The organism is Corynebacterium sp. NML130628, assembly GCF_001875665.1.
GTDB lineage: Bacteria > Actinomycetota > Actinomycetes > Mycobacteriales > Mycobacteriaceae > Corynebacterium.
On record NZ_MLAL01000015.1, the window covers coordinates 21,991 to 38,848 of the forward strand.

13 protein-coding genes and 2 tRNA genes are annotated in these 16,858 nt (G+C 55.5%); 4 read left to right on the top strand and 11 right to left on the bottom strand.

From position 1 onward, the window contains the following. Positions 1-185: 185 nt before the first annotated feature. Positions 186-2,669: a hypothetical protein gene (locus BJP07_RS10990; protein ID WP_143109649.1), complete on the top strand. Its 2,484-nt coding sequence runs from the start codon at positions 186-188 to the stop codon at positions 2,667-2,669. 61 nt (positions 2,670-2,730) lie between these two features. Here BJP07_RS10990 and BJP07_RS11180 read toward each other — a convergent pair whose 3' ends face one another. The 3 genes from BJP07_RS11180 to wecB form a co-directional block, all read right to left on the bottom strand. Then, positions 2,731-2,961 carry a hypothetical protein gene (locus BJP07_RS11180; RefSeq protein WP_177222504.1) on the bottom strand — a complete coding sequence of 77 codons (231 nt, stop codon included), beginning with the start codon at positions 2,959-2,961 and terminating at the stop codon, positions 2,731-2,733. A gap of 49 nt (positions 2,962-3,010) precedes the next feature. After that, on the bottom strand, positions 3,011-4,345 hold the full coding sequence (gene wecC, locus BJP07_RS02690; protein ID WP_071565956.1) for a UDP-N-acetyl-D-mannosamine dehydrogenase: 1,335 nt from the start codon (positions 4,343-4,345) through the stop codon (positions 3,011-3,013). 74 nt (positions 4,346-4,419) lie between these two features. Next, on the bottom strand, positions 4,420-5,577 hold the full coding sequence (gene wecB / locus BJP07_RS02695; protein ID WP_071565957.1) for a non-hydrolyzing UDP-N-acetylglucosamine 2-epimerase: 1,158 nt from the start codon (positions 5,575-5,577) through the stop codon (positions 4,420-4,422). Positions 5,578-5,724: 147 nt separating this feature from the next. Here wecB and BJP07_RS02700 point away from each other — a divergent pair. Beyond that, positions 5,725-5,798: transfer RNA gene (locus tag BJP07_RS02700), tRNA-Ile, on the top strand. A gap of 344 nt (positions 5,799-6,142) precedes the next feature. Here the strand turns inward: BJP07_RS02700 and BJP07_RS02705 are convergent. Together BJP07_RS02705 and BJP07_RS02710 are read right to left on the bottom strand one after the other, a co-directional pair. Further along, complete coding sequence (locus BJP07_RS02705) at positions 6,143-6,694, bottom strand: hypothetical protein (protein ID WP_071565958.1); 552 nt, start codon at positions 6,692-6,694, stop codon at positions 6,143-6,145. A 207-nt stretch (positions 6,695-6,901) separates the two neighbouring features. Next, the gene (locus BJP07_RS02710) at positions 6,902-9,202 is read right to left on the bottom strand and encodes a DEAD/DEAH box helicase (RefSeq protein ID WP_071565959.1); all 2,301 of its coding nucleotides are present in this window, start codon (positions 9,200-9,202) and stop codon (positions 6,902-6,904) included. 104 nt (positions 9,203-9,306) lie between these two features. Here BJP07_RS02710 and BJP07_RS02715 point away from each other — a divergent pair, with 104 nt between their 5' ends. Then, complete coding sequence (locus BJP07_RS02715; RefSeq protein ID WP_071565960.1) at positions 9,307-9,507, top strand: hypothetical protein; 201 nt, start codon at positions 9,307-9,309, stop codon at positions 9,505-9,507. A 121-nt stretch (positions 9,508-9,628) separates the two neighbouring features. Here BJP07_RS02715 and BJP07_RS02720 read toward each other — a convergent pair whose 3' ends face one another. From BJP07_RS02720 to BJP07_RS02735, 4 genes are all read right to left on the bottom strand, one after another. Further along, the gene (locus BJP07_RS02720; protein WP_071565961.1) at positions 9,629-10,483 is read right to left on the bottom strand and encodes a DUF3037 domain-containing protein; all 855 of its coding nucleotides are present in this window, start codon (positions 10,481-10,483) and stop codon (positions 9,629-9,631) included. Position 10,484: 1 nt separating this feature from the next. Next, positions 10,485-11,291, bottom strand: coding sequence for a HipA family kinase (locus BJP07_RS02725; protein ID WP_071565962.1), 807 nt, complete (start codon positions 11,289-11,291; stop codon positions 10,485-10,487). Between the two features lie 220 nt (positions 11,292-11,511). Continuing rightward, complete coding sequence (locus BJP07_RS11435; RefSeq protein ID WP_071565963.1) at positions 11,512-12,291, bottom strand: excalibur calcium-binding domain-containing protein; 780 nt, start codon at positions 12,289-12,291, stop codon at positions 11,512-11,514. A gap of 86 nt (positions 12,292-12,377) precedes the next feature. Beyond that, positions 12,378-12,450, bottom strand: a tRNA-Asn gene (locus BJP07_RS02735). Between the two features lie 135 nt (positions 12,451-12,585). Here BJP07_RS02735 and BJP07_RS02740 point away from each other — a divergent pair. Next, entirely contained in the window at positions 12,586-13,959 is a 1,374-nt protein-coding gene (locus BJP07_RS02740) for an NAD-dependent succinate-semialdehyde dehydrogenase (protein WP_071565964.1), read from the top strand. 91 nt (positions 13,960-14,050) lie between these two features. On the opposite strand, the gene BJP07_RS02745 is transcribed toward BJP07_RS02740, so the two are convergent. Both BJP07_RS02745 and BJP07_RS02750 read right to left on the bottom strand, forming a co-directional pair. Next, a complete protein-coding gene (locus BJP07_RS02745; RefSeq protein ID WP_071565965.1) occupies positions 14,051-15,478 on the bottom strand; it encodes a glycoside hydrolase family 32 protein in 1,428 nt (475 codons plus the stop codon). 28 nt (positions 15,479-15,506) lie between these two features. After that, on the bottom strand, positions 15,507-16,775 hold the full coding sequence (locus BJP07_RS02750) for an oligosaccharide MFS transporter (RefSeq protein WP_071565966.1): 1,269 nt from the start codon (positions 16,773-16,775) through the stop codon (positions 15,507-15,509). Between the last annotated feature and the right edge of the window lie 83 nt (positions 16,776-16,858).

The following is a 16,858-nucleotide window of genomic DNA, read 5'->3' on the forward strand; positions in this document are numbered from 1 at the left end:
ACTACGGTCCATTTGCTGGTGTGATGGACGTTTGAACGTATGCTAGGGCAATGAGGGTTGTTTGGAAAGATTTGACCGCACGCTTAAATGCGATGAGTCCGCCTTTGCTGCTAGAATTACCGGCTGTTAGCAGCGGTGTGAGCGTTCCGCATTTTTACCGCTGACCTCTAAGGTGGGAAGTTACGATGACTGAGCAGCGAGAATCATTCGCACAAAAAGAAGCCAAGGTAATTTGTGTACAGCCGGTTTCCGTTATCGTTCCAGATATTGGAATCAGACGACAACCTCCCCGGCCGAAGCACCTTCAGGACCCAACTTATGCGGAAAAGTTTGACGATTCCACTTTGTTTTATGACATAGTTTTTGTCGGCGAAGATATTGTTCTTTCTGGCCCGCCGCTACTTAACTTGGAGTCTTTTGTAATTAATTCAGAGGTGTACGTTGATGGGGTTCGTGCACAATTTGAGCGAACTACGTCTCTCGAACGATCTCAAACAACAGTTTTTTCGCTACCGCAGCAGCCGCAGGATGACGTTGTAAACATCGAAATATATTTCCCTGAGTGGGATTGGCGGTTTCGATCCGAAGTTGATACCTCAGTAAACCGGGTAATGGCTGGTTCTAATGTTTTAATGACATTACAGCGCAATGAAGAACTGCTTTGGATTGAGGATTGGGTGCGATACTATGCGACGAACCAATCTGTCGATGCCGTAGTTATCTACGACAATGGTTCAGATAAATACAGCTTGGATTCAATCGCAAACGTCGTTGCAACTGTTCCGGGAATTCAAACGGTTGTTGTGGTCGATTGGGACTTTAAATATGGGCCTCAGGGAAGTCCTTGGGTCGGTCCTGGAGTTCCATGGGACTCTGACTTCTGTCAGATCGGTGCGTTGCAGAATTGTCGATTCAAATGGTCGTTGTTTGCTAACGGTTGGATTAATGCTGATGTCGATGAACTTTTCGTGTCTCGTGGGCCGGAGACAATCTTCGATGCGCTGGAGAAATCCTCGGATGGCGTAGTTGGGGTAAGTGGAACATGGATTTCAAATGAAGCCGTTGGGTATTCAGGGGACGAAGTTCCTCGATATTGGTATTTTCCATACTTTTCGTCACAGCAGTGCAATCCCAAATGGGCTATGTGCAGTAACCGGGTCGACCCTTCCGTGCATCCCACAGCTCACTATGTCCGAGGCATAGACGGAGTAGAAAACCCGAACTTCTTCCTCGCGCATTTTCGGCCGCTAAATTCCGGTTGGAAGATACCCGGTAGGAGGAAGGTGGAAGAACCAAGGGAATTAAGGGCTTCATCTCTAGATGAGTTACTGTTAATGAGGGGAATTGCAAATGCGTTCCGGGTGCCCGAAGCCGGGAAGGCGATTCGGATGACCATGAAGCGAACCTTATCAGCAGATGGTATCGAGTATGAGATTGATAAGTCTTTAGTGTTGCCTTGGATTTTCAGTGCATTACGAAAGACTCCTGCGTTTTCTAAGAAGTGGTCAAAGGCATGGTTGTGGCGAGACGAAGTATTCGTGCTGGAATACCCCGCCAGCGGAACAAACGTTGCATTTGATCTGGCTAAGATCAGGGAGGATCTCTCCTTGAGTGCCGTTGTGCGAGAATCTGGTTATGCGTCTAGTTTTAAAGGCCAGCTTAAGCTTGCCTTTGGAGACGAACTGGGTTTCGAGAAACCATCGAAGCTCGGTTTCGAAGTTTTCTCGGCAAATGTGCAGGAAGACTGGATGCTGCTGTATGACCGGGCGGTTGCCGTTGTTAACGAAGTTATGGGGATTATGCCCTATGAAATGAATATTTCGGCACTGCGTCAAGTAGCTAAAGGCATTTCGCGGGTTTCCAGTCCACTAAAGGATCTCCGGTCTTCCCCGGAGTTTCGCCAGCTAGCCCAGCGAGTCAAGGAGAGGGCCCACGGTAAAACAGTAATATTTGTACCAAAAGAGGGGGACTGGTGCGATTCGCTTATCCGTGAGGGAACCGAGCAATTTTTGGAAAATTACGAGATTGACTTTCGAACAGTTGAGTGGCATGAGCTGAGTGGATTAATTGATTGTGCTAGTAATCTAGGTATCACCTTCAAAGATTATCTTGTTTTAGATGGCGGGGGCAGATTATTATCGCAGGACTCAACATCTGAAACGAAGCTACGGGCTGAGGGTCTGGCACAACTTTTTGGTAGAGTCATTGCGCTGCCGCAATTTTTTGATGCACCAATAATCGATTGCCCAGGAACCGATATTGAGTATTTTTCCAATGAGAAACACCAAAGTGTGCAATACTGTCCTGAAGCAACATTTTGTCACGATTTGGCTTTCTACTTGCAGGTTCCTGCACTGACTCGCTTAGATTCTGCATTGGGAGAAGGATTCTTCTTCAGCGAAAACGGCGGGCGGCGCCTAGGAGATATTTGCAAGTACTCTTTTGACTTGGCTCCGTATGGAAATCACATGAGCTCAACCGCTTTGATTTTTGAGATGCTTAATCGGTATTCTGCGATCTATACAGATCGTGTTTATATCGCTATCGCAGCGGCAATGATGGGCAAGGATGTCTATCTGTTTAGCTGTAGCTCTGATAGAACCGCAGGGATCTATACGGCAACGATTAAGGGTAACTACCCGAAAGTTGAATTCATAAATTCGAGGTAACGGTATGGGTGTGCGCTGTTGAACTAGTGACTGGACCTATTATTTGACCACCCCATGGTGTCTACTTTTCAGGGGTCGGGCCCGTGCTACCCAAGGCGACTTCGTATCCATCGACTTCGGCGCAGTGGCCAAGGCACGCACTGGGCGTAACAAAGTCCCCCTCCAAGTCTTGTGGGGCCGCTACACCAGCCAACCCGTAAGCCCATCCCAGCGGTACTACAGCTACGAGCGTTTCCGGCAGCTTGTTGCCGAATATGTCGACGCCACAGGACTTACCGCAGGCATTACGCATGCCCCGGCACACACCATGCAAGTCAACTGGGGGCACCACCCGATGGTGTCTACTTTTCGGGAGTCGGGTCCTCGGTCCACTGCACCTGAGATAACGCATGCTGGTTTAAACCAGACCTTTTAACTATGCCCCTGGTATCGATGATCGCAAGAGGATTGTGTTGGGAGAGGTCAAGGTCCTTAAATTCTTTGTGATCGACCAATATGACCAATACATGACAGATATTTAAAGCCTTGTCTAAGTCAACTAACTGCACATTATCAAGGGCGCTGAGGCTCGGGGGTAGCTCTCGAAGATTGGGTTCAGCTACATATAGGAGCACTTTTGGATGTGCTTTCGCGAAACTCTGTGTGATCTGAAGGGCTGGCGATTCACGAATATCATCAATGTCAGGTTTGAATGTGATTCCAAAGATCCCAATTTGGGGTAGCGGTACATTGGCTGCGATTTCGGTGAGTGTAGCTTCGATCTTGGATAGCACAAAATCAGGCTTCGAGTCGTTAACCAATCTACTCGTCTTGATCAAGCGTGCTTGATCAGGGGCCGAGTGAACAATGAACCATGGGTCAACTGCAATGCAGTGACCCCCAACGCCTGGGCCAGGCTGAAGTACATTCACACGAGGGTGTCTGTTTGCGAGGTTGATCAGCTCCCAAACATCAATATTCAGCTCATCGCAGATCAAAGAAAGCTCGTTTGCAAACGCTATGTTGACATCTCGGAAAGCGTTTTCCGTGAGTTTTGCCATTTCTGCGGTTCGGGCATCAGTGGTGAGTACATCGTTCCGGCAGAACCGCTCATACAGCTTTTTTGCTCGCTCGGAAGAGGTCTGATTGATTCCTCCCACAATTCGTGCGTTGGTTGTCATCTCCTCCATGATTCTGCCGGGGAGCACCCGCTCAGGAGCATGTGCAACATAAATACTGTTTGCATGATCGGGAATCAGGGTCAGATCTACGCGTCCAGAAACTAGAAGATCTGCGACCTCTTCGGCCAGTCCGGGAGGGCTCGTCGACTCAAGAATGACAAGTTCGTCGCCCCGGAGTAGGGGAGCAATCGATTGAGCTGCGTCGAAAACGTAGGCGGGATCGACCGATTTGTCTGGGGAGAGAGGGGTAGGAACCGAAATGATGTAAACATCTGCAGAGGTCAGCGAAGTTCCAACGGACAGAGACTGATCCTCGACTACTTTCTTGAGTAATTTGTCGAACCCTGGCTCCACGAACGGAACTTGGCCCCTCGCGATTGTCGCTACTCGATCCGCGTTGATGTCGTAACCAAAAACCCGCAGTCCCGTAGACGCGAAGAACGCTGCTGTAGGAAGCCCGATATAGCCGAGGCCAATCACAGCAATGTCGAAGTGGTCGCGTCGATTAGCGGTCATGGTGCTCCTCAGCGGAATTGTGGGGTAATGCCGTTGATAGTCTAGCGCGTTCGACTGCCGACCCCTACAAGAGGCTAGAACCTTGGATGAAGCGCCGGGGCCTGAGTTTCGATTGTGAGATTGAAGAGGTCACCGAGAACCTTCACGGTGCGCTCAGCGGCGTGGCCATCACCGTAAGGATTCACTGCGTTTCTCATGGCAGCATGAGCATCCGGATTGTCGAGGAGTTCCGTGGCTTCCGAAATGATGGAGTCCGGGTCTGGGCCAATCATCTTTACAACACCGGCTTCAATGGCCTCTGGGCGCTCTGTTGTGTCTCGGATCAACAGCGCCGGCAGTCCCAGTGCTGGTGCTTCTTCTTGCACTCCGCCAGAATCGGTGATGATGAGGTCAGACTGTTTCATAAGGTGGATGAATTCGTCGTAGGGGAGCGGGCCCGTGGCTACTACGTTTGGGAGGTGCTCGACACTCGGGAGGAGGCATTCCCGAATACGAGGGTTCAAATGCATCGGTACAAGGAACGCTGTGTCACTGTACCGCTCTGCTAGGGTCCCGAGGGCGACTCCGATTCTTGCGAGGGAATCAAGATTTTCTCGCCTGTGAGAGGTGAAGATGACGCGGTGATCGAAGTTGCGCAGCGCATCTTCCACAGAGGTGTTAGTGAAGTGGCTTTCTTTCGCTGCAGTTTCGAGCAGAGCATCAATGACAGTATTGCCGGTGACGACAATTGCATCTTCCGAAATGCCTTCGGCGATGAGATTGTTTTTTGCGCGGTTTGTTGGAGTGAGATGCAGTGATGCTATCGCCGAAATGATCTTACGGTTCGCTTCTTCTGGGAATGGGGAGCTCAAGTTGAATGAGCGAAGCCCGGCCTCAATGTGGACGATCTTTGCCTTGCGATTAAAGCCAGCTATCGCAGCAGATGCTGCCGATGAAGTATCTCCCTGAACGATGAGTGCATCGGGTTCGAACTCTTTCAGAACTTTATCAAGGCGTTTGAGTGCTCGCGACATAATTCGGTTCAGCGGCTGTTTCCGATGCATCAATCCGAGATCCAGATCCGGCTGAAAGCCGAACAGCTCTGTGACTTGGGGAAGCATTTCGCGGTGCTGCCCGGTGGACACGACCAGCGTTTCAAATTCGTCGTGAGCGCGCAGTTCCTTAATGACCGGTGCAAGCTTGATTGCCTCCGGGCGCGTGCCGTAGACAACCATGATCTTTGCAGGGGTCATCTGGATTCCTCATCTGGCTCTAGAAACTGCTGAATTTGCTGGTACCTTAACTGTTTGATGGTAGCAACTGTAGGGGCCGTTTCAAATTGCCTTGAACATGTTGTAATGTGTTCCCGGAACTGGTGCGTTTGAGCCCTGTTCATGGAAGGGGCTATAGCTCAGTCGGTTAGAGCCGCGGACTCATAATCCGCTGGTCGCGGGTTCGAGCCCCGCTGGCCCCACAAGGTTTAAATGTAGGGTTACTTTCTGCTTTACTCAGGCAGAGGGGATGCTCTTCCGTCTTGTCCCTGCTGGCGTCGATTGAGCTATTTTTAGTGGGTGGCTGTTAGGACTACTCCACCGCGTGTCGACGAATCAGCGCCAGTCATAATTGTTGCTTCGACATGTCAGCGGGAATGGAAGACTGTTCTAGCTCGTTGATGAAGTTCCACAGTGTTGGCATGACCGAAACGTGGTTCCGGGATCAGGCTCTTGAACTGTTAACTGCCTTGAGTTAAGCGGTCCAACTTTCGGAGCTAGTTCAAGTCATCCGGTCAGTGGTCTTGGGGTTTGAGCGCGTCATTGTTCACGGGATGTAAATTCTTCTTAGCGGAGAAAAGCAGTTCGTTCGGGCAAGAGTCTTTGACACTTCCAATTGCATTTGGTGGGTAGCCACCTTCCCGCCAGTGCGGCGATCGTGTTCCAGGAGTCTTGCCTTGGCGTCACTAATATCATCTTTGCATTTTTCTACACATTTACGCATTTCATGTTGTGTTATTTCCAAATCTAGTTCCTGTATATACTCTTTGTAACGATCAAAAAGATTCAAATAATTGTTCGAATCCACCGGTGGTTCATCAACTTCTGTCTTAGCTTTAAGCATTTTTCTGATGCAATCGGATACAGCCCGGCGTTGACGTGCGTAATCCTCGATTTTTACCTGTCGCAACCGCTCTTCCTCGCGTGTTTTGTTGTCGATTTCACGCCATTCTTCTGCCTTCGCTTGATCTTTGTCGCGCCGCTTATCTGCCTTTCGATTGTTATAAAACACACCAAAGAGAGCGAGAACAGAAGGGACGGCAGCGCTCAAAAACGCCACGACGTTTTGAGGGGTGAACCACGAAATGAATGTGTCCATAACCTAAGCATAGGAGCGTTTGGTAACTATTGGGATACCTACGCGGAGCAAGCTCCGCGTAGTCGTGCAGTCCATTGGACTTTTAGCTAGATATAAAATTGGGGCGTCAGCTGCAAACTTGGGCTATGCGTTGGTAGGCGAACCACATACGGATGTGGGTGAAGAATTCTGTAGCCCGGGAAGGCACCGAGAAGCTGAGGTGCCGGATTACACAAAACCCTGCTTTCCAATGACCGCGCTACGTTTACGGAACGCTGCGGTGAGTGCAGGGACATGATGGTCGTGGAAGTCGTAAACGGTGGCGGTGCTTTCCGCACCGCGGGTGACGCGCCCGATCTGCTGGATGACGTTGCCTTTGAACGCAACAGGGGCGGCGAGGACGAGGGCGTCGAGAGCTGGGAGGTCTACCCCTTCGCCTGCGATCTGAGTCATGGCGATGAGGATGAACTGGGGCGTGCTGTCGAGGGCTTTTCGGGTGGCTTTGCGGTCCCTGGAAGACTGCGCACCGTGGAGCGTAAACACCGGCACGGGGAGGTCGGGATAATTGTGGGTGAGAAGCCCCTCGAGGGCACTGATGTGCTCGCGACGCTTAACTAGCACGAGGACGTTGCTTCCGTCGGAGGTGGCGCGGGCGATGGTTTCGGCGATGAGCGCGTTCCGGGCGCTATCGGCAGCGAGGGCATTGTCGAGGTCAGGCCAGTAGAGGTGGGGCTCGTCGTAGGTGAACTCCGTAGTTTGCACGACGTAATGCTTGGGGCCTGCATGCTCGAGTTCCATCGTGTGACGGATGGGGCCGCAGATCAGCGGTAGGAGGGCATCGAGTCCGTCGGAGCGATACGGGGTGGCGGTAAGGCCGTTGATGAAGCGGACGTTGAGGTCTGCGAGGACGCGGGTGAGGCCGGCGGCGCCGACGCGGTGGCATTCGTCGATGATGATGTAGCCGTAGTCGGTGAGGAAGTCGGTGCGTGAGTCGGCTCGGCTGATGGATTGGGCGGTTACGATGTCGATGTCTCCCCTGAGTTTCTTGGAGTTGCCGCCGTATTGGCCGATGGTGGGGCCGTCGAGAAACTTGGTGAGTGCTTCGCGCCACTGCGTAGCAAGCTCTACATTGGGAACGATGATAGCGGTCGGTACTTGGCGGAGCGCGATCAGCGCGCAGGCCATCACGGTCTTGCCAGCACCAGGTGGGGCGACAAGTACGCCCGTGGGGTGCTTCCGCATGGCTGTGACGGCTTTGCGTTGTTTGGGGCGCAGCTCGCGGGTGAACTCGGCCTGCATGGCGCGAGGTTTGGGCGTTTTGCCGCGGCGGGTCACGGTGTAACCGGCGGTTTTCAGGAGAGTGATGGCTTGATCAAGCGTGCCGCGATCAAGCGTGAGGGTGTTGTCGTGCTCGTCGAAGCGGATGATGAGGCGAGGTGTTTGGAAGGTTGACAGGCGTTGGGCCTGGCGGATGTAGAACTGCGGGTTCGGGATAGCGCCGAGGTGTCGAAGTGCAGTGGCCGTGGTACCGTCGACGCCTTCGAGTGAGACGTGTACTCGGGAATCGTGTGTGACGAGTACTTTGCCGGTTCGCTTGAGCGCTTTGAGCTCTGCCTTGGTCGGCAGTTGGGGAAGTTGAGTTTCCGGGTCTGGCTGTAGGCGAGCAGCGATCCTCTTGAGCTGAGACTTGGACGCTTTGGAAATGGAGGCGAGCGTGGCGAATTGATCCACGGTGGGCTCGAAGGAGGCGTCGACAAAAATGGTGCGTTCCTCGGCGCGATGTTGGTCCGCGAGTGGGAGCGCGATGAGGTTGCCGAAGCCGCGGCGTTTGCCGGGCAGCGTGTCTTGGGAGGGAAAGAAGCGATCGAAGCTGGTGAAGAATTGCTTCGGGCTGGCCTTAGCGAGCAAGCCAGTACCTACGGCGCGTGCTAGGACAGCCGGGACGGGCTCGCTGAAGAAGAGCCACACATGAGCGCCGGTGCCGGAACGGGAGATTTCGATGAGCGGGTCGAGGCCGTACTCGCGGCAGCTATTGGCGTACAGGCGGGCGGCGGTGCGGAAGTCGGCGTCGTCGAAATCGCAGGCGAGGAGGAAGCAGGTGTCGCCCTTGCATAGTGGGTAGAGTCCAACGTGAAGGTTGTTGTCGCGGCGGAGGTGCTGCTCGAGGACCTGCGGAGTGAGTGGTTTGAGATTTGGATTGTTGCGGTCGTAACGGCCGTAGGATGCCGGTGACCAGCCCTTCTTCTCGCCGTTCTGCCATGCGGTGGCGTACACGTCCTCGCGGCCACGGAAGTAGTCGGCGAACAGTCGCAGCTTTGCGTCGGGGGAGGAGGCGTTGGTGACTGTCGTGGAGTCGGGGCGTTCTGGTGTTTCTGATGCTTTCGGTGGCGTGGCGGGTGTGGGCGGTGTCTTTTGGGGCTTGATTTGAGGCTCCGTGAGGAATGCCTCGAAATCATCGGTGCCAAGGAGCTTCGCGAGCGCGCGCTCCAGGAGCTGCACGCGGGTCTCGAGGTCGTGCGTGTCTGGCATAGGAGACTCCGGTTGTTCAGGGGGATCAATGGGATCAGTGTAACTGGGGTGGGGCGGGTTGGAAGGCGGTATGCTGATTCGCAACGTGGAAGGAGGCGTTCAAGATGCAGTTGGAGCTACACCGCACGAACGATGCTGAGCTTTTGGAGCGGAAACGCGACCTCGTGGCTCGGCTTGGGGAGAGGTTGGGAGGGCACCAGCTCACCCCGGATTGGCTACGATTTCTTGCAGACTCGGGTTCTTTCACGCTGCAGGAGCGCGCCATTTACGATGAGTTTTGCCGCGTGAAGGTGCTGTTGCAGTAGGGGTAAGGCGCGCCGGGAAAGTGGCTTTCGCTTATCTATTAGGAAATGAAAGCCATTTTCATGCATGAATTGGTGAACAGGCTTCGCCATTGAAACTGCCCACATCACGCAGAGTCCCCAGTTAGGCACTGAGCCGACGGTTAAGGCTCTCGGCATGCTCTCGTATGTGGTTGCTCGCGATGAGTGTCACGTTGAGGTCATGGCAAAAGGCTTTGAACCGTTCGTAATTCTGTTGCTGGGCAGACGTGGTCGGGTCTAGGGCAACCGCAGTGATCGAGAGGTGGTCTTTACTGATCTCGATTGGGGAGTCGTTGTACTTGAGCATGCCGCCTTCTTGCCACAGCTTGTCGATCTTCAACGTCCACGCATCGATGCGGGACCGTGTTGTAGCAGAACTATTTACTTGGAAATTGAAAGCCTGATTCAGTTCCAAGACAGTGTCTTCCCGCACAACGGCGAGGTTGAGATCGAGCTCGCGCCTGGCAACGGAGACATCGGCATCCGGAACTGTGGCTTTTCCGAGTTCCGGGAACGAGCGGTACACAGTGCGGATTTCCCTCTTCAACTGGCGGACTCCCGGTTTGACATCGCTTTGCGCTTGGCCGCCAATCAAAGTGTCAAAAAGCAACTGGGTTGCCTCGGAAATGTTTGCTGCATCCATGCTTTTGACCTGGTCGACTCGGATTATGTTCATCCAATGGCTACTGACAAAAGTTAAGTAGCCACGAAGTGAATAGCGATCCCCAAGGTAGAGAGGTTCTGTAGGAGCAGAAAGCTGCTCTAGTTCGTTCTTAAAATTTTGTAGCGCATGTTTGATCGCGTCTCGATTATCAGAATCAGTGAGCGCTCGGTGGGCATCCTTGAACCGGAACTGCGATTGTCCCGTGTGTGGATCGAGCACGATTACACCCACGCCGATGGTGGTGATCCCCATCGGCTGGGGGACTGCCCGAACGGTCCAGTAGTCGAATCGCATGTCAGATTCCTTGCTTGTCTCGGTAGCGCTTTAATATATCGCCGGTAGTGTCTTTTCGCGACAAGGCATAATTTATGAGCGCGTTCGCTTCGCTTTCGGAAATACCCCACTCGGGTGGTAGAGCATCCCACAACACATCACACAGTGATTTATCGAGCCTATCAAGAGCGTCTATCGCTTTATTCCAAGACCGTGTCGGAATTTTCTCCCGCAGCATTGGAATACGAGGCACTCCGGTTGGTGAATCAATAGGGGAGAACCCCCAGGGATACGGCGCCGAGTCGAACCAGAGCCCATGGTCTATTGACCACAATGCGTAGTCATCAGCACTGTCAACGAGTATTTGTAGATCTTCTTGTGCGTTACAGAGTACCCACATGGCAATCAGCTTTGGAATCTGGTTCGGATTGGAGTCATCTGTAACGTGAGGAATTACTTCGAAATCCTGCTGCAGGGTCCCGCTATGTAATGTCTCCGAGCCGAACAATGGGGTTCCGGAGAGCCGATATCGCTGCAGCCCAGCCCCAACCATACTGTTGCGCAGCCCCTCGGGAACATAGATAATGTTCCATGGGCGAACTCGCGCACCGAGTCTATCTCCGATGATGCTTGCCGCTACTTCATTGACTACGGCTTCTCTACCGTGATCGCTTTCGAGTCGTTTACACCAATACATCTTGCCGTCACTGGCACGGCCAAGGAACGGTTTTGTTCCTGTTCCCCAAGCGACCTCCCCGATAATCGCGAGTTCGATTCGCTCACGCTGTCGTCGATGGGCTTCAAGAGAAACTATGTTTTCGGCCGACATAAGTCACTCCGCTCACTGCAAATTGGTCTTAATCGAATTGTCGTCTTATTGGGCTCCATCCTAATGGTTCAGAATGCTTGGGCGGAGCGGTTGCGTTCGTCAATTCCAAAGGGAAATCGCCGATAGTAATAGCAAGCCAGACGTATCGAGGTCCTGCTGCTGACTAGCTGGAAAACGCTGTGGAACCTAATGATTCCTGGGGTTGGGATCTTCTGGCCCACTATTCGCAAGCGATGCCGTCGCCGTCGCGGTCTAACTTCCTGCTGTAGCCGGGTTGCCCTTCGTAGATTGGTGCTGCACCGGCTGCACGCGCTTCAGAACAGTTGGCGTAGTAAACACGCGCTGGCACTGGGGCAGGCGCAGCTGGAACTGGCTGCTCGATTACGGGCTCGGGTGCGGGAGCCTGTGCAGGTTCTTCGACTGGGATGTCGGCAAATTTGGCGATGCCTGCCGTGGTCTCCTCGGTCGTAGTAGTGCTCGGGGAAGCGCTGCTGTGAGTAGAGTTGGTGGTCGTCGACGTACGAGTTGTAGTGGTTGCTGCTGAGGTGGATTCACTCCCGGTAGAAGTAGTCGTCGGTGCAGCGCTAGTTGGCGTGGGCTCCGTATCAAGGGTGGATTCAGATTCGGGAATGAGGCTGCCACCGGCAATAAACAGCACCAGTGCTGTAAGCCAAACAACAGGCCATCGGCGGTTTACCGGGGTGAACTGAGGTGCATCGCCCATGCTGTTAAGGACTAACGAGTCGCGCTGGGGATCGAGTAGCTTGCGCAACTGCTCGTGATTCGCGGCGGCTTCTTGTGCCTCGTTGTAGTGCTTTTTATCTTGGGCCTCGCACCACATCCACCAGGCACCCGGCATAATGAATGCTGCCGCGAGCAGGATGCCACCAATTTCGCCCGAAAACAACAGGATGATTCCGACCGCTATCGTGATCCAAGCGAAGACTGTTTTGGTTTTCGAAGAAGACCGTTGCGATTGCGGCTGGGTGGTGTAACTCATGGCTGACCTCTCAATTTAAAGGCACGGGATACCATCAGGGTAAGTGAAAGGCCCGAGGGTGCGGAAACCTCGGGCCTTTCACTTTGCTCCTCCAACTGGGCTCGAACCAGTGACCCTTCGATTAACAGTCGAATGCTCTGCCAACTGAGCTATGGAGGAATACGCACTAGGTGCGAAAGACACTCTAGCGCATGACAGGGAACAAGGGAAATCTGCGGTCCGCATAGACTGGGAACTGGCGTAAAGGTGCGTGAGTGGGCGTCGAAAAGTGGGAAGAAGCTGTAGCGTGGGGCCATGGCTACGACATATCGAGTACAGAATCCGGCGACGAATGAGATCGTCGCAACGTTTGAGCAGACCACCGACCAAGAGCTGCAGGACACCCTCCAGCGCGCGGACGCTGCATACAAGACATGGAGTGCCCTCAGCTACGAAGAACGCGCCGCGTACCTGCGCAAAGTCGCCCAGCTTTTCGACGAGCGCCGCGACACCCTCGTGAACATCATCGCCGAAGAGATGGGTAAAGCCATCAACCAAGGCGACGGGGAAGTCAGCGAATGCGTGGAAATCTGCAACTACTACGCAGACCACGGTGCCGAGTTCGGCGCGGACGAGCCGCTGCCGCACGACGGCGGGGAGGTTGTGATCCGGAAGGTACCGCTCGGCGTGATCGTCGGGGTGATGCCGTGGAACTTCCCGTACTACCAAGTCGCGCGCTTCGCGGCGCCGACGCTGATGGCGGGCAACACCATCATCCTGAAGCACGCGTCCATCTGCCCGCGCTCCGCCGAAGCGATCCAGGAAATCTTCGACGATGCCGGCGTACCCGAAGGCGTCTTCAACCACCGGCGCATCAGCCACGGCCAGATCGAAGACCTGCTCGCGGACCCACGCGTGCAAGGCGTATCGCTTACCGGCTCCGAGGGAGCAGGCAAGGTTGTTGCGAAGGCGGCCGGCGCCAACCTGAAGAAGGCTCTGCTGGAACTCGGTGGTACTGACGCCTACATCGTCCTGGATACTGACGACATTGATCGCGAAGTGCGCACCGCCTTGACAAAGCGCATGAGCAACGTCGGTCAGGCGTGCACCTCCAACAAGCGCATCATCGTCATGGACGACATCTACGACGAGTTCGTTTCCAAGATGGTGGACGCTGTATCGGCTCTTCGCCAGGGCGACCCGCTCACGCCGGAGCGCGGCCACTACTACCCGCTGTCCTCCCGCGACGCCGCCGAAACGCTGCGTGACCAAGTCGCCGCAGCCGTCGACGCCGGCGCTACCCTCCACTGCGGCGGCGAACTCACCGGGGAAGGCGCCTACTTCACCCCGGCCGTCATCACCGACATCCCGGTCGGTTCCGACTCCTACTACGAGGAGTTCTTCGGGCCTGTCGTGGAGATCTACAAGGTGTCCTCCGATGAGGAGGCCGTGGAGCTGGCCAACAACTCCCGCTACGGACTCGGTGGCGCTGTGTTCTCCACCGATGAGGAGCGCGCGAAGAAGGTGGCGAACCAGGTTGTTACTGGCATGATCCACGTCAACATTCCGCAGGCTCGCGGTGCCGGGCTACCGTTTGGTGGGGTGAAGAACTCCGGCTTCGGCCGTGAAATGGGTCCGCTCGGGATGGACGAGTTTGTGAACAAGCAGCGCTACTTCGTGGCGAAGTAGCGCTGTGGTTCGGGGGCTTTCGGGGGTCGGAGCAGTCACCGAAAGCTGACTCGGGATTTTGTGAACAGAATTGCGTCTGCTGTGGGCGGGGCTAACTCCGCTTCAGCGGGCGCACCTCGACGTTGACACCGACAGGGCCCGCCACGGACTCGATCTCCACGGTGCGAGGCCCCTCACCGAGGAAGTCGAGGGAGGAGAGCGTCTCCGTAGCGTCCGCGGTGAACAGCTCGATAGAGCCGCGGTCGAGGTAGATGTCCAGGGCGTCGCCCGGGGTCCAGGGCATGGACCGGTAGCCACTTCCGGCGCCGTTGCCTCGCGCGAGCACCAGGTGGATACGCTCGGCGAGGGTGTCGAACACGATGTGGGCGGAGGGGGCGTCGTCACGAATGAGGTGGAGGACCACTTGCTCGCAGGTGTTTGTCTGCAGCGGCACAGGCTGCTCCAGGTCGGGGGTGACGCGCAGCCATGCCTCTTCAACTGGGGGAAGGGTTGTTGTTTCGCCTGCTTGGAGGGTGGCGTCGTGCGTCTCGGCGGGGCCGAAGAGCTCAGCGATTTCCGGGGCGGGCGTGCAGTGGAGCGTGAGGGCGTCGCTAAGAGAAAGCTCCCGTGGGAGGCTGAGTTGACCGGACCAACCGTCCTCGCGAGAGGCGAGCGGGTGAGCGAACTCGCCCATCCAGCCGAACGCCAGACGGCGGTTATTGGGGGCGGCGAAAGACTGGGTGGCGTAGAAGTGGTGGCCCCAGTCGAGAAGCCGGAAGTCGGTTTCGGGCACGAACTGCGCGCCAGGCTCCCACGACCCCACGACGTAGCCAACATTGTGGCCATTGCGCAGGGCATACCCGGAGCGGATTGGTGTGCGCACCATCGGGCCGTAGATGAGCACCCACTTGCCGTCAAGGAAGAAGAAATCAGGGCACTCGACCATGAAGACGTTCGAGTCCGGGTCGACAAAGAGGGAGCCGGCCTCGGACCAGTTGTAGAGGTCCTCGGAAGTGTACAGCAGCACGTGGCCGCGACCGTCTACTTCTGCGCCGATGGTCATGTACCAGTGGCCGTCGTGGGAGAACACCTTCGGATCGCGTGCATCCGCGTTGACTGGCGGGACCACGGCGCCGTGCTTTTCAAAGTGGACGCCGTCGGTAGAGGTGGCCAACATCTGGGTCTGGAACTTGTCGTCCTTGTCATCGACACCGTTGACCCAACGGTTGCCCGTATAGAACGCATACAGCGTGCCATCGCGGACCACGGCGGAGCCGGACCAGATGCCGTCGGCGTCGTCAGACCCGGGCTCACCCGGAGCTAACGCGATAGGCTCTTTGCGCCACTCGAGCAGGTCCGCGGAGGAGGCGTGGCCCCAGTGCATCGGGCCCCACGCCGGGCTGTACGGGTGATGCTGGAAGAAAGCGTGGAACCGGCCGTCGAAAAAGCAGAGGCCATTTGGGTCGTTGATCCAGCCGCCAGGGGCTGCGACGTGGAACGAGGGGTACCAGCGGTCGTTGGTGTGGCGGAGGGCTTGCATGATGAAACCTTTCTAGAAACGTTGCGGGCTAGCGAGTTGGGATTTCTTCGGGGTTGACCACGGCTTCATCGTCCCGCTTAAGAGCGAAGACCGCAATGAGGCCTGCGACGAAGACCACGCCTGAGATGACGAAGAACGTTGGCTGGTAGCCAATCTGGTCGCGGAGGGAGCCCAGCGGGGCGGACAAGATCACATTGCCGAGCTGCGAAGACAGCTGGAATGCCACCAGGTACAGGGTCGCGGAAAGCGCCTTATTGAAGTGAATAGCGAAGTACTTGAAAATAGCCAGGATGCACAGCGGAACCTCAAACGCGTGCAGCATCTTCGCGATACTGATCAACACCGGGCCAGCAAACGCGGCGCACAGGAAAATACGGACGAACATCACGCCGATACCCAACAGTAGCGTATTGCGGGCTCCCACCTTGCGCATCAACAGTGGAATCAGACCCATCATGATCGCCTCAAGGAAGACCTGCACCGAGTTCAACGTGCCGTACGCACGCTGGCCGACCTCCGGAGAACTAAACAAAGACGTGTAGAAATCTGGGAACATCTGCTGGTCAAACACGGAGTAGAACGTCCAGGACAGCAACACAATGACGATGACCTTCCACACGTGGTTGTCCTTGAGCAGGCCGACCATCTCGGAAACAGGCGGGGTCTTCGCCGTGACCTCCTCAATCGAGGCTTCCTGTGCAGTACCCTTCGGGTGCCAGAACAACTGCGTGCACAGCAGCAGGGCACCGAGTGCGGAGCCGATCCAGAAGTTCAACATCGGGTTGATCGTAAAGAAGATGCCAGCGAGCAGCGCGACGATTGCGTACGCGAACGAACCCCACATGCGGGCCTGCCCATACTCAAAGCCGGTGCGGTTCGCCATCCTCTCCACGAACGCTTCCAGCAGCCCGGCACCGGCTACGAACCCTGCCGAGAGCACCACGCCACCTAGGATCGCGCCGACGATGAAGTGGTCCTGAAGCAGCGGCTGGTAAATGAACTGCGTGAATGGCCCAATAAGGGTTGCGCTCGCGCCGATGAAAATAGTCAGCGGGCGCTTCAGATCCAGCTTGTCCTGAAGCACGCCGTACACCAGCATTAGCACCATCGTGATAGCGCCCTGGATGGCATACACGGTACCTACCTGCGCGCCGTTGAGCTGCAGGCCACCGGCCTCAGACGTGAGCCAGATTTGGTAGAAGGACCACCAGATTCCCCACGCTGCGAAGAACAAGAAAATCGTGGCGGAACCGAAGCGGTACGCGGGGTTTGAAAACTGCGATCGAAGCATATCCATCGCCGAATGTCCTTTCGTGTGAGGCCCGGGGGTCGCCGGGCACGACAATGGCTTCGCAGGGATATGTGCAGGTGCGCGTGGTG